Source organism: Paraburkholderia sp. GAS41, assembly GCF_050436545.1.
GTDB lineage: Bacteria > Pseudomonadota > Gammaproteobacteria > Burkholderiales > Burkholderiaceae > Paraburkholderia.
The window spans coordinates 1-13,195 of the sequence record NZ_JBNDMK010000008.1 but is presented as its reverse complement, the minus strand read 5'-3'; the positions used below and the strand labels follow the sequence as shown (position 1 = coordinate 13,195).

At 60.1% G+C, this 13,195-nt stretch carries 9 protein-coding genes and 4 pseudogenes; 7 read left to right on the top strand and 6 right to left on the bottom strand.

Features of this window, described 5'->3' with window-relative positions; genetic code table 11:
- Positions 1-199: 199 nt before the first annotated feature.
- Positions 200-499, bottom strand: a complete 300-nt coding sequence (locus tag P3T43_RS13365; RefSeq protein ID WP_429281524.1) for an H-NS histone family protein — start codon at positions 497-499, stop codon at positions 200-202.
- Between the two features lie 215 nt (positions 500-714).
- The gene (locus tag P3T43_RS13360) at positions 715-1,347 is read right to left on the bottom strand and encodes an AbiEi antitoxin N-terminal domain-containing protein (protein ID WP_429281523.1); all 633 of its coding nucleotides are present in this window, start codon (positions 1,345-1,347) and stop codon (positions 715-717) included.
- Positions 1,348-2,305: 958 nt separating this feature from the next.
- Between P3T43_RS13360 and P3T43_RS13355 the strand changes: the two genes are divergently transcribed.
- Complete coding sequence (locus P3T43_RS13355) at positions 2,306-2,905, top strand: helix-turn-helix domain-containing protein (protein ID WP_429281522.1); 600 nt, start codon at positions 2,306-2,308, stop codon at positions 2,903-2,905.
- A gap of 954 nt (positions 2,906-3,859) precedes the next feature.
- Here P3T43_RS13355 and P3T43_RS13350 read toward each other — a convergent pair.
- The 3 genes from P3T43_RS13350 to P3T43_RS13340 all read right to left on the bottom strand — a co-directional run bounded on the left by P3T43_RS13350 (position 3,860) and on the right by P3T43_RS13340 (position 7,292).
- Positions 3,860-5,068: an IS91 family transposase gene (locus P3T43_RS13350; RefSeq protein ID WP_429281521.1), complete on the bottom strand. Its 1,209-nt coding sequence runs from the start codon at positions 5,066-5,068 to the stop codon at positions 3,860-3,862.
- 8 nt (positions 5,069-5,076) lie between these two features.
- The gene (locus P3T43_RS13345) at positions 5,077-5,955 is read right to left on the bottom strand and encodes a tyrosine-type recombinase/integrase (RefSeq protein ID WP_429281520.1); all 879 of its coding nucleotides are present in this window, start codon (positions 5,953-5,955) and stop codon (positions 5,077-5,079) included.
- Between the two features lie 314 nt (positions 5,956-6,269).
- The gene (locus tag P3T43_RS13340; protein WP_429281519.1) at positions 6,270-7,292 is read right to left on the bottom strand and encodes a DNA-binding protein; all 1,023 of its coding nucleotides are present in this window, start codon (positions 7,290-7,292) and stop codon (positions 6,270-6,272) included.
- 143 nt (positions 7,293-7,435) lie between these two features.
- Between P3T43_RS13340 and P3T43_RS13335 the strand changes: the two genes are divergently transcribed.
- The 5 genes and pseudogenes from P3T43_RS13335 to P3T43_RS13315 all read left to right on the top strand — a co-directional run bounded on the left by P3T43_RS13335 (position 7,436) and on the right by P3T43_RS13315 (position 12,316).
- Positions 7,436-8,629 (top strand): tyrosine-type recombinase/integrase, encoded by a 1,194-nt coding sequence (locus P3T43_RS13335; protein WP_429281518.1) that lies wholly within the window; start codon positions 7,436-7,438, stop codon positions 8,627-8,629.
- An 832-nt stretch (positions 8,630-9,461) separates the two neighbouring features.
- Positions 9,462-9,827 (top strand): annotated as a pseudogene (locus P3T43_RS13330) (helix-turn-helix domain-containing protein); the annotation flags it as partial.
- 62 nt (positions 9,828-9,889) lie between these two features.
- Positions 9,890-10,591, top strand: coding sequence for an IS6 family transposase (locus tag P3T43_RS13325; protein ID WP_429281517.1), 702 nt, complete (start codon positions 9,890-9,892; stop codon positions 10,589-10,591).
- Between the two features lie 168 nt (positions 10,592-10,759).
- Positions 10,760-10,954: pseudogene (locus P3T43_RS13320) on the top strand (DDE-type integrase/transposase/recombinase); the annotation flags it as partial.
- An 816-nt stretch (positions 10,955-11,770) separates the two neighbouring features.
- Entirely contained in the window at positions 11,771-12,316 is a 546-nt protein-coding gene (locus tag P3T43_RS13315; RefSeq protein WP_429281516.1) for a hypothetical protein, read from the top strand.
- 27 nt (positions 12,317-12,343) lie between these two features.
- On the opposite strand, the pseudogene P3T43_RS13310 reads toward P3T43_RS13315, so the two are convergent.
- Positions 12,344-12,721, bottom strand: a pseudogene (locus tag P3T43_RS13310) (acetyl-CoA hydrolase/transferase C-terminal domain-containing protein); the annotation flags it as partial.
- An 84-nt stretch (positions 12,722-12,805) separates the two neighbouring features.
- Between P3T43_RS13310 and P3T43_RS13305 the strand changes: the two are divergent.
- Positions 12,806-13,102 (top strand): annotated as a pseudogene (locus P3T43_RS13305) (transposase); the annotation flags it as partial.
- Positions 13,103-13,195: the final 93 nt, after the last annotated feature.

The following is a 13,195-nucleotide window of genomic DNA, read 5'->3' as shown; positions in this document are numbered from 1 at the left end:
GCTCATGGATCTGGGCGGGAGTCGACCAGTGGAAAAACAGACCAGCGTGCCGACAAGATCCTGACGACTCCTCCCTGTAGCCGAGGCACGCAATTGATGGTGATTTTTATTCAGCGTGGTAATACCCGGACGGTAGTGTGCTAGGCAGCGAGAAGTATGCTTCGAGGCCCGCTTACGGTTCGCAATTCGACGCTTAAGCTTAGTCGCTGGTCAGATACCTGTTGCGGTTTTTCACGTCCTTGATCCAACTGGGCGCACGCCCCCTGCCGGACCATGTCGCGCCCGATTTGGGGTCGCGATATTTGGCGGGCACGACACCCCCGACTGAAGTGGTGCGCGCGCCCCGAGCGCGTCCAAAAATGTCACGCGCAGTAAATCCGTATTCTGCAATCTTGAGCCTAATGTCCGCGAGGACCTCATCAAATTCTGCCGCACGTGCCATTGCGGCCTGCTCCTCGAGTACGGCCATCTGTGCCTTGAGTTCCTTGTACGTCGCCAAGATTCGCCTCCTTCCCCGCATGCACTCACAGCAATCATAGTCTTCTTCGATTCGGAGTGACTGCTGGCTGCCAGCCGTGGTAAAGCGAGACAAAACGCAATAGTGACCGATTGCGAGGTGAACCGGAGATAGGTGCTGTAGTCCCTTTGTTGACTGCGTGTCTGCATGCGCGCCTTGCGTGAAGGCTTTCGCGTGTTTTCACCGTGAAAAGTGGCTCAGCACTCCAACTCCTTCGCCCACGCAAAGTTCTCGTCCTCGCCAAGGAACTTGAGTGCCCAAACGACGTCCCTGCGCACGCAATGGCCAGCGAGTTCCTGTAGAACGTTCAGGCGGAAATTGCGCAACATTGCGACGAGACTGGCATTGCCATCACGCAGCATTTCGGACCGCACCGAAACGGCCAAATGCTCGAGGATGGTGCGCTCGGGAGCTGATACGGGCATTCCGGGATTGCGCGTCGGTAACGGGGAAACCGCGTAGCCCGGCTTTAGTCCTTCATTGAAGAGACGCTCATGCTCGTAAGTCGGCAGGAGCAGTTCCCTCACCCATCCCGGAAAATCCTGGGGCACATCGCCCCACAGATTCACCCGCGGCCGGGCATACAGGTGATATCGCACGCCCTGCATGTCCAACGCGGCTTTCCCGCCCACGTGTAGCCCAGGAACTTTCCGGGCCAGAAAGGCGACCGTGCCGTCCGTAGTCGGGGTGTCACCTCGAAGAAGGAATGCGCCCCCAGCAAGTTGTCGTAGCCAGCCTGCTGCGACCAGAGACGACGCATCGTCCGCTCCCACCCCGAACTGCGCGAGTAATGTTAGGTCCATCGGCTCGCCGCGGGGCGCAAAGTCCATGAGAAGTTGGACAAGTTGGATCGAGTTTCGCGAACGGTTCCTGCGAACAGACATCACTACAGCCCCCTCCCACACACCCGGTACGAACGCAAGCTTGATCAGTGCGACGTTCGGCAAATACGATTGGTGGCAAGAACGTGCACGTCCTGTACCCGTACTCTAGCGCTGCGCGGCATCGCTTAGCTGACCAGACATGGCCATCCGCCCTCCTGGTCAGCCAGGTCGCACGCTCTTGCGAGGCTGATTGCTCGAATCTGATACGGCTTCGCAGCCGCTCTTCCGGAAGCGATTGATGTACCTCGCCAAGCCTTTGGAGGAGCCTCTCGAATTCGAGACGCGGTCCGGCTGAGCCGCGCTGCATACTGGCCGCCGCCCGTTGCCTGTGCGGCTAACGGCACGTGCAGGAGCCGTAATTGCATTTCCATCCAAGCGTCGCTCAGCAAGCGCCAGGCTCGACCCGCGTTTTCGCAGCCCAGAGCCGCCTACCACGCGCTGGACGCATCGCCAGAGCGTACGGCACTGAGAACGTACGCCCCGCAGCTGTCGTAAACCGGGTAACCATAACGAGCCTCTCGCCCTGCCTGCTGTCTTCGTACTCGGTCGCGCCCACCCGGATCTCGCTGAGTGGATCAAGCGTCCACTGGTCGATCTCCCGTGCCTGCTGCGTACTCAACACAGCGGCGTCGCGCAAAACGACATCGCCCCCGACAAACTGCTCAAGTGACGGAGCGGTTGCGGTCAGGTCCAGCATCACAATCGTCGGGATCGCCCGGGAGCGCGCCCGCGACACCCGGAGAATCAGCACGTCCCGCGGAAGCAGTTGCTCGATCGCCGAACACACGTTTGCGCCCGGCGGAGCGCCAAACGGCACTAACCACCCAGGCACACGGTTACTTTCACTTGCCAAAAACATACCGACAGCCACCTCAACGCTTTTAAAACTAGGGAACTGCTCGCCATGCGTATGTCCCTCTTCGAGGGACCCTACGAGAGGGAGCTTCCAAACGGGCGCCACTGCAGGGTCGCTTTGGCAGGTTCGCACTTCCTCACCTCCGCGAGTCATCGCCCACCGACTACCCGCACAGTCGTCGCCAAACCTTGGCTGGAACCACGCACAGCAATCAGATGGGAGAGCACGCGTCGGTATCTCCGACAAACGCTCCAAGCAAGACCAAGCTCACGTTACATTTTGCACATTATAGATTGTAGCCTTATCGAGTGCATACTAAGACATTGCTCATATTTGAACCTCGTGAGCAATCAATCACTTCGAGCCGGTTTGGGGCGAGCACTCAGGGCTGCCCGGCGATACAAGAACGTATCTCAGGAATCGATGGGCGCAACCAGCCGAACTTATTTGAGTGCGCTGGAAAGAGGATTGCAAAGTCCGACGCTCGACAAGCTGGAAAGTATCGCCAACGACATCGGCATACATCCGTTGACTTTGTTCATCTACGCCTACACTGCAGGCTCAACGGATGTGGAGATACAACGCATCCAGTCTCGGATTCAACGTGAGATCGAAGAAATCGTACGTTACGACCTGAATGCGCAGTAGCGGCTTCTCGCGTACCGCCACACTCAGTCCCGGACCCTCGCCGCGCTGTCCCGCATAGTTCTCGACGTGTGGTTGCCAGAGCATCGTATCGACTGCGGAAATGCCGATCCGCAGCAGCCTCGACTGCTATGCGCACGGGTATTTTCAGTTCCACCGAGGGCGAATCCGGGTATAGGCCGCTGCCCCTTGCAACGGCCCGCGCCGACGTCTGCCAAGGCGCCGAAAAGGGTAGTCATCGCCTCGAAGTTCTGGCTAAACCGGATGTGCTCACCAACATTTTCAAGAAGCTACGCGAAAAGCGCGCTCCCCCATAGGGGCAGACTTTCCTGTGGCCTTTCCCGTTGAGATATACGGCCTCGCGTGCAGGGACTTACAGGACAACGCGAATCCAGAACTAGCCGAGTGCACGGACTCTACGACCCGCCTGTCCGGTTCATAGTTTGACCGAAGATTCGACGATACCCTTCCTGCGGACCAACATCGGGAGATGCCGGGAGGCTACCGCTTGAAATCACCCGTACCAAACGCCTGATCGAACTGCCGGGCTCTCTGCACTTCGTCGCTATGCAGATAGGTGAAATGTGCTGCAACACATTTGGCAGAGGGTTTTTTGGTTAGCGATTGCGGCTACAGACGTATAAGCGAGTCCGTACAGGTTGGACCGCAATCGGTAACCAAAAAACCGTTTGTGCTGAACCGCTCCGCAGGCGGTCGTGCTATGGGCATTGAATCGTCGATGCGGTCATCCAGCACGCTCCACACGCGTTGACGGGGCACCGGGCTACGATGAGGCGAAGTCGACGGTCGCGCGACGGTGGTGCAGACGTGGTCCTGGCGAGATGAATGACGCAAATTCCGGGTCGTTGGTATACGGCGAAGACTCGATGACGCAAGCCCGGGCGCGTCGCCACCGGGAATGAATGGAAACGTGATCGGTAGTCGTGCCAAAGCGGATCAGTGAGCATGGTGAATGTGTGGCGGTGCGCGCGGCAGTGCGCCGGGCAGAAAGGTTTCGATGCACACCATGTGGCCCTTGCCGCACGCGGGGCAATCGCGTAATGACCGGCCGGTGAGTCGCTGGTAACGGTCACGGTAGTCTTCCGTTAAGCTGGATGTTTCTTGCGCGGGGGCGACGCCACCGAGTAGCCGGCGGCAGGTGGCAAGCCTGGCTGCGCGGTGGCGATTGGCGAGCAGGCCGTAACTGCGAATGTGCTTGAACCCGTCAGGCAGCACATGCAGCAGGAAACGACGGATGAATTCATCGGCTCTGAGCGTCATGGTCTTGTACGCGGCGCCGTGTTTATAGTCTTTCCATCGAAACGTGACATCGTTGCCGTCGAAGCGCATCAGCCGGTTGTTGGAGATAGCGACGCGATGGGTGTAGCGGCCCAGATAGTCGAGTACGTGCCGGGCGTCGCCGAAGGGAGGCTTCGCATAGACCACCCACTCCGTCTGTGCGGCCGGCGCGAGAAAGGCGGAGAACGCCTGTGGTTGGGCAAGCGGTTCAAGCTTGCCGTAAAAATGCAGTGCACCGGTGTCGAAGGCACGGCGCAGCTGTTGGAGAAACAAACGCCGGAACAGCCGTGAGAGCACCCGCACGGGCAGGAAGAAGCCGGGGCGACAGGCGATCCAGTGCTCGCCGTCCGGGGCGATGCCGCCACCGGGCACCACGCAGTGCACATGAGGATGATGCAGCAGGTTCTGCCCCCAGGTGTGCAGAACCGTGATGAAGCCGATCTCGGCACCGAGGTGTTTCGGATCGGCGGCGATCGTGCGCAGGGTGTCGGCACTGGTGCGAAACAGGATATCGTAAAGCACTTTCTTGTTCTGGTAGGCGATCGTCGCGATTGGCTCGGGGAGAGTAAAGACCACATGGAAGTACTCGACCTCGGGAAGCAGTTCGGCCTGGCGGTGTTCAAGCCATTGGGCGCGGGCAAGCGACTGGCACCTGGGACAATGGCGATTGCGACACGAGTTGAAGGCGATGCGCTGATGGCCGCAGGCATCGCACTGTTCGACATGGCCGCCGAGTGCAGCGGTGCGGCACAGTTCGATCGCGCTCATCACGCGCCGTTGGGCGCGACTGAGCACACCGGCATGCGTTAGCCGGTACTGCGAGCCGCAGCGGTGGAAGATGTCCGCCACCTCGAGTGCCCCACGCATGACCGTGTTCAGAAATAGTCGGGCGGACTGGGCGGAGGCTGCACCGGCTCGAGGTGCGGCAGCAGATCAAAGGGGCTGGAGGTTGCACAGATGATGCTGGTTGCCACTTTTAAGTGCTTGGCCGTGGTCGAAAGGCTGCGATGCCCCATCAGCAGCTGGATCCTGCGTACATCGGTGCCGGTCTCAAGCAGATGCGTGGCGAAGGCGTGCCGCAGCGAATGCGGCGTGATGGGTTTCTGGATGCCGCTGCGCTGGCGCGCGATGCGGCAAGCCAGCGCTACTGCGGACCGGGTGATGGGGTGCCCGGGGATGTCGCCCGGAAATAGCCACTCCCTGGGATGAGCGTCGTGCCAGTAGAGTCGCAGGATCTCGAGCAGCCGCGGCGACAGCATCACGTAGCGATCCTTACGATTCTTACCCTGGTTCACGCGGATCACCATGCGCTGGCTATCGATATCGGTGACCTTAAGGTGCACGGCTTCCGACACGCGCAGCCCGGCCGCGTACGCGGTCATCAGGATGGTGCGCTGCTTGAGACTGGTGATCGACTCGAAGAAGATGGTGATTTCCTCCAGGCTCAGGACGACCGGTAGTCTGAACGGCTTCTTCGGCAACGGAAAATCCTCGTCGCTCCAGGGTCGCTTGAGCGTCACGCGGTAGAGGAAGCGCAGTGCGCCGATCGTTGGACCAAGGCTGCCGGGGGCCAGCTTGCGTTCCTCACGAAGATGGACGAGCCAGGCCCTGATCTCTTCGGGGCCGAGTAGCTCAGGCGAACGGCGGAAGTGCCGGGCGAAACTCGAAACCTGCAGCAGATACGAGGTTTGGGTGTTGTCTGCGAGGTTGCGGATCTGCATGTCGTGCAGCATGCGTTGGCGGAGCGGTGTCATGGCGGACCTCCAGGAAACAGTGGATGGCATGCCCGGTCGGGCACCTCCATGCTGCTCCTCGTGGCCCGCTCGCCGGCTCGGTACGTTCCAGCTCCAGACAACCGTCCTCATGCAACGTCAGCCACTCGCCTTCGCTACCCTCCCACTACCGCTTCAGCGGTTTAGTACAAGATTTATTATCGGCCGAAAGTTGTTATGCGCAGTCTCCAATCTCGCTCGCGATAGCAAAGGCTTGGGGCCGCAGGCGGCTGTACATAAAAGTTTGGGCAGATGCGAGGTCCGCAGTCCATGCCCGCTCGCGAGCGGGCATCCGCTTATCCCGCCTTCTTCGCCGACGCCGCCTTGCGGGCCGCGCGCGGCGCTTTCCGGGCAGGCACCGTGACCGGTGTACCCTTGCGACCTGGACTGCGCGGTGCAGTCGTCGCGGTCATCCGCTGTCGCAGCAGCCCGAGCTCACGCGCGTAGCCGGCACTCTGCTCACGCACGGCCACGAGGTTGCCCTCGAGGAGACCGGTCTGGTGCCGCGCATCGGCGAGCTGCGCCTGCATGGCTAGCAACTCGCTGCGGTGACGCGCCTCCCCCTGCTCCGCGCGGCGCGTCGCCGTGTCGAGCTCCTTCTGGGTTCGGGCGCTGCTGACCCGTTCACGCTCGATTTCAAGCAGCGCCCGCTTCTCGGCCGCCCGCAACCGCTCTTCCGCGAGTTCAGTGCCACTCCGCAGTTTGCCGAGTTCACCCGAGAAATCCGCCCTCGCCTGCACCAGTGCGCGGTCGCGGACGCCGATTTCATCCTGTATCCGGACGCGCTCCGCTTCCAGCGCGTGACGTGTGGCCTCAGCCGAGGCCTGCACCTGTTCCAGTTCCTGAATGCGCACCTGCGCGGCGAGCAGGGCGGCGGTGCGCTGCTCGAGCGCGGTTTCGGTCCGCGCGAGTTCGGCCTTTAGCGATGAAACCGCGTCCTGCGCAGCGGCCCTCTCCGCTTCCACCTCGACCCGCAGTGTGTCGAGCGCCGCCTGGGCTGATGTGGTGGACTTCGTCCACAGCGCCGCGACCAGTTCGCCGGCGGCCGCCTGCAAGTCCGCCGGCAGGTCCGGGCGCTCGATCCGCACCCGGCTCTTCTCGCGCAATTCAACCCAGAACTCGCCGAGGACCTGAGTTGGTGTGCTCATGCTGCCGCGCTTCACCAGCTGGTACAGCCGGTTGGCGGTCGGCGTGATACCAAAGCGGAAGAACAGCAGCGCGCAGACCTCGCGGTACAGCTCACGGGTCTTGGGGAAATCGACCTTCAGGCGGTCGATTTCAGCGGCAAGGCGGACTTCATCGGGCTGAACGTCGGACATGGGGCGGTTTTGCTGAGATTTAATAAATAATACAACGTAAACCGCCAATTATCTAATTCACAAGGCTTGAAATTTTGACATTATGGCTATAATGTTGAAAATTTAAAGCCAGAGGTTCTCTCCCGTTAAGCCTCACCTTTGCCATGCCCGAATCCGTCGCTCCTTCTGTCTCGATCGTGCCCGCGCCGCTCGACGCGCTGGCGATCCCTGCCGGGCTGGACGGACGGGATGGCAGAAACCGGGCCACCGGGCAGCAGGCCCAGATCGCGGCGACGAACGACCTTGACGCGCTCCGCGCGTGGCTCGCGCGATTCACCGACACGAAAACCACTTTCGAAAACTACCGCAAGGAAGCCGAGCGCCTGTTGCTCTGGTCGATCGTCCAGCTGCGCAAACCGCTCTCCTCGCTCACCCACGAAGACCTGCTGGCCTACCAGCACTTCCTCGCCGATCCACAGCCGTCAGGCGTCTGGGTCGCAGGGGGCGGCCGGAAACATCCGCGAAGCGACGGCCGCTGGCGCCCTTTCTACGGGTCCCTCTCCCCCGCCAGCCAGCGGCAGGCGATGGTGATCCTCAATGTGATGTTCGCGTGGCTCGTCCAGGCCGGCTATCTCGCCGGTAATCCGCTATCCCTGTCGCGCCAGCGGGCGCGCAAGGCCCCGCCGCGGATCACCCGGTACCTTGAGCCGGAACTGTGGCAGGAGGTCAAGAACTACATCGAATCGATGCCGCGCGAGACGGCGCGTGAGCGCTTTCACTACGACCGTGTGCGCTGGCTCTTTACCCTTCTCTATCTGGGCGGATTGCGTATCACGGAGGTCAGTGCCAACACCATGGGACGGTTCTTCAGCCGGCGCGATGCCGCCGGGCGCGATCGCTGGTGGCTCGAGGTGACCGGCAAGGGTGACCGTGAGCGACTGGTGCCGGCGACAGCCGAGATGATGACGGAGCTCACGCGCTACCGCTGCGCACACGATCTGTCCGCCCTCCCCTTACCCGGTGAGGACACGCCCCTGGTACTGCCAGTCGGCGAGGCGCGCAAGCCCCTGACCCGCGCTGCGCTCCACAAGATTGTGAAGGAGGTTTTCGCGGGTGCGGCGAATACATTACGGGCAGGCGCTGCTTCGAATGATAAGCGCGCGAACCGCCTCGAAAAGGCGTCAGCCCACTGGCTCCGGCATAGTGCGGGTTCACACATGGCCGATCAGCAGGTGGACATTCGGTTAATCCGCGACAATCTGGGTCACGCCTCGCTCACGACGACGAGTCAGTACCTCCACATTGACGATGATCGACGACATCGCGAAACTGAGGAAAAGCACCAAATCAAATGGTGAATGGACCAACGCAGAGAACATCCTCCTTGAAGGCAAGGTCTTTGCGTCTTGTGCTCAGTACCTTCCCACAACTCCTTGTTCCGAAGGACCGATTCCTCGGCACCCGAGGTCCAGAAACGGCGGTACTCGGATAGCGCACTCTCCACTAAGGAATGAAGCGAATCGCAGGATCGTGCAAGGCTGGTGGCCGGTCATCCAAGCCGGCATCTCATGCACAGCGATTCGGACTTTGCCACCGTTCCCACATTGACATTGGTCCGGCTACTTGCTGTTTTTGAAGACTGCATTCGTTGCATGTCCGCCGCGCAGTCGATATCGTCAACCCGGTCTAAATGTCGTCGATCGACGCTTAAGATACGTATTGCTCTTCGCGAGTCGCACTTCCATAGCTTCAATCTACTGGCACCTTGCGACGAGGCACCGGCCAGTGAGTTGTGCTCCACGGTGCACGGCGTATCGCATCGACGATCCATGTCTTCCTTTTTGCGCCTAATGGGCCGGAACGGGAAGGCTTGCTATCAACCGACTAGAGGGCGCGGGGCACGGCCTTACAGCTTGAACAGCCCCACCCGTGTAGCCTTAGCGAGCGTGCTGAAGTTGAGATTGAAGCCAACGACCGCCGCAGAAGTATCGGGACCGACCGGCAGCACATCTTTCTCTACTGCAAAGACAGTAAAGACGTAGCGATGCTGTCGCTGTCGGATGAATAATCCCATTCGTCGAAGTAAAAATCCCCAGTTGGTCGAAGGATGAGGTGCGCGGCGTAGTCGCGCATCTCAGCGTCTGATCGCCGACGATAGTCCCGTTCAAGCCCACGCTGACGGGGACGTCGATGATCGATCTGGGAGATGTGATGACAATTTTTGAACTGCATCGGCAGGGACTAAGCGTCTGGGCCATTGCCGCCCGGCTTGGCATGGATCGCAAGACCGTTCGCAAGTACATCAGGAAAGGCGTTCAGGTGCCGCGATACGGCCCACGAGCAGCGCGACCGTGTGTAGTCGACCCATTCGTCAGCTATGTGACCGGGCGGGTGCGTGCCTTCCCTGAACTGAGTATCGAGCGCGTGCTAAGGGAGATCCGGACGATGGGATATCTGGGCAGTCGCACCGCGTTGGGGGATCTGGTGCGCGAGGTACGGCCGCCGCGCCAGCGCGGCTTTGAAGTGCGTTTCGAGACGCCGGCGGGTCAGCAGGCGGTTCTGTTGCAGTAAGGCGGTCCGCTATGATGTGCGGAACGACACGAACGACTGAAAGCTCGATGAAGACGTTGAATCCGGCGGTGGCCCGAGTGCTCAAACGCCTGCATTATCCGCTCGAGGTGATCCTGACTTGCGTGCGCTGGTACGTGGCTTATCCGCTGAGCCTGCGGAACCTTGAAGACATGATGGCTGAGCGCGGCGTCTCGCTCGATCATTCGACTGTGCACCGCTGGGCCATCAAGCTGTTGCCGGTGCTGGAGAAAGCGTTTCGCCTCCGCAAGCGGCCGGTTGGCAAGAGCTGGCGGATGGACGAGACGTACATCCGCGTCAAGGGCGAATGGCGGTGTCTTTACCGGGCCGTCGACAAGGACGGCAACACCATTGACTTTCTGCTCCGCGCACATCGGGACAAGACCGCAGCCCGACGTTACCTTGAGAAATCGATCGCCCGGAATGGCGTGCCCGAGACGGTGACCATCGACAAAAGCAGCGCCAATCTCGCCGCGCTCGAAGCGATCAATGCCGATAGTGAAGCGCCCATCAGGATCCGCCAGTCCAAATATCTCAATAACCTGATCGAGCAGGACCATCGGGCGATCAAGCGCCGCACGCGACCCATGCTGGGGTTCAAGACTTTTCGCTGTGCCCGGATCCTTCTGGCCGGCATCGAACTGATGCATATGATCACCAAAGGACAGATGACGTGCGCTCGCGGAACCCATCCGTCCGCCGCTGATCAATTCTACGATCTCGCAATATAAGCAGTACTTCGCATACCGATCTCGGTCGCCCCTCTAACCTTACCGCGACAAAGCCCGAAAATCAGCGCGATAGCGGACAGCACGCTGCCGTGACTGGTCAATACCGCCATGAAGTTGCCACCCTCGGTGGCCGGCGCTGCGGCGGCGCCGGCACATACGATCACAAATCTGAACAACATCGTAGAGCAGGATCATCGGCCGATCAAACGCCGAACCAGGCCTATGATGGGCTTCAAGGATTTCCGGTGTGCCCGGATCATCCTGTCAGGCATTGAGACGATGCATATGATCAGGAAAGGCCAGATGAAGGACAGCGGCGTCACCCGAACCGCTCCCGATCAGTTCTATTCGTTGGTGGTATAAGGACTCCTTATCTTCGCGGAATTTTCTTGCCTTGCCGCCGTTATCGCGACACAACCGTTACCAACTGCCTGGCTGGAAATTCCGCGTGCAGTCACGGACATTCCGCAGTCGGTGTCGGCTCTGCTTGATCCGCAGTCGGGTCGACCTGCATCTGATCGACAGGAGCTATCGGCTGCGATAAGGCCGCAAGCGGCGGTGGCAGGAAAGTCCGCGGGTAAGAAGGCGAAAACCGCGAGCGAGCGAGCGATACGCCCAACCGTCCGAGCCGCATCACGCCAGCGACGCCGCCGTGACGAAGGCAGTCGTGAAGCAAGTGGAACCAGTACGCCCGCCGCCCCCCCGATCTGGCGATCCGGGAAACTGTTGATAACGATGTCCCGGCGTCCGCCTCTCACCCGCAGCCTGCGCCGGCCTCTGTCACAGAGGTCATTGTGGAGCCGCGCCGTTCTGCTCCCGTGACGAGCCTGGACGATCTGATAGGCATCGCACCTATAGCCGAAGCGCTGATCAAGACGCTCGCAGGAAAAGCTCGGACCGGGCGCCTGGATGAGATGAAAGCGCTGGAACTATTACAACAGATCGTGTCGCTCTGACCTGAATTGACAGTTCAGCAGAACTCCGTGGTGGCGGGGCTGCCCGTAACGGCGCGGCCTTTCAGCAGACGGTATGTACCCGGTCGTATCGGCCGGGGCTGTTTTCTGGGGTTTGGATGCCACGCATTGGATTAGATCCAGAGCACCTTCTTCGCCACGGCAACCTAGGCGAGCCGCGGCGCATACGTTGAGCGGCAGACGCTGCCCCAGATGCATTGTTGCAATGCTGACGACAAAATCTTGCGATTTCGCGCTCTTTTCATGCGCGAAATCCGTCGATATTCTTCAGATATCGATCGAAAAAGGTCAACGCGACACTGCCATGAACAAACGCCTTCTCACTATGATAGCCACGCTCTATGGACTGAGTATGGCGCTCCATCCGATGCCGTCGTACGCGCATCCGCTGGATCCGCTGTTTGCATGTAATTCGAACGCGCATGCATTCATCGCCGGTCTCATCAACGACAACGACATCACCCCGGAGCCAACGCATATTGCAGCGAACTCCGTCAACGCGTTCCGGCCGGCGCAAGGCAGCGAGCTCACTGCATTCGGCTTTCCCGTCCACGCCGTCGTCGGATATGAACTCAACGATGCCATGTTCAAACAGGGAATCGACGACACGCAGGCAGGGTCGTTATATGGCGTGGTAGTCGCCGGCCCCACAGATCAGGTTGAAGCCCGCGTACGTGAGGGGGGCAGCAATGCTGTCGTGCGAGAGGTCGTCCCTCTCGTCGCTACTGCCATTGTCTGCAAGGAGCACTAACCTCATGTCGTGCGCGAGGCCACGCAATCAGCGTTTCATGTGGCCGGATGCGACAACCCGATCATGCAAGGACAGGGCCTCGCCGAGCAGGTGAGGCGTGTGCTTGCCGGCATTCGCATGCAACGCCCGTTCAAAGTGCTCCTGCAGATGCGGACTATAGTCCGGATGCGCGCAATCATTGATCACGGCACGCGCCCGTTGCTTGGGTGATAAGCCGCGTAAATCTGCAAGTCCCTGCTCCGTGACGACAACGGCTACGTCATGCTCGGTGTGATCAATATGACTCACCATCGGTACGATGCAGGAGAGCGTACCGTTCTTGGCTGTACCTGGTGTAACGAAACGTGAGAGAAAGCCGTTCCGGGCGAAATCTCCTGAACCGCCAAAACCATTGATCATCGAACTGCTAGGGAAGGTCTGCAAAACTCCTAGTGTTGAAGTGTAAGTGGACTATCTTGGAAGAAGCATAGTTAATCAGGGAGAGGTTCGATGACGCAACTTGGTCTTGGTCTTGATCTGTCAATGAAACGCACGCGTAAGCGGGAATATCTTGATGAGATGAGGCGCGTGGTGCCATGGTCGAGGTTGATGGCGTTGATCGAACCGCACTATTCAAAGGGTAGGACTGGAAGGCCGCCGTTTCCGATTGCGACGATGCTGCAGATTCACTTCATGCAGCAGTGGTTTGGTCTGTCAGACCCGGCGATGGAAGAGGCCCTGTATGACGTGCCGCTGTTTCGTAAGTTTGCGGGGCTGGACGAGGGTATGACGCGTCTGCCTGATGAGTAAAGTGGACCCATCAGTCAAGACACTTTTCTGGTCGATTTAAGCTGCGATCGCGTCCGATTCCGCAGCTGCACGGCGCTGCCCCGTCCCGCA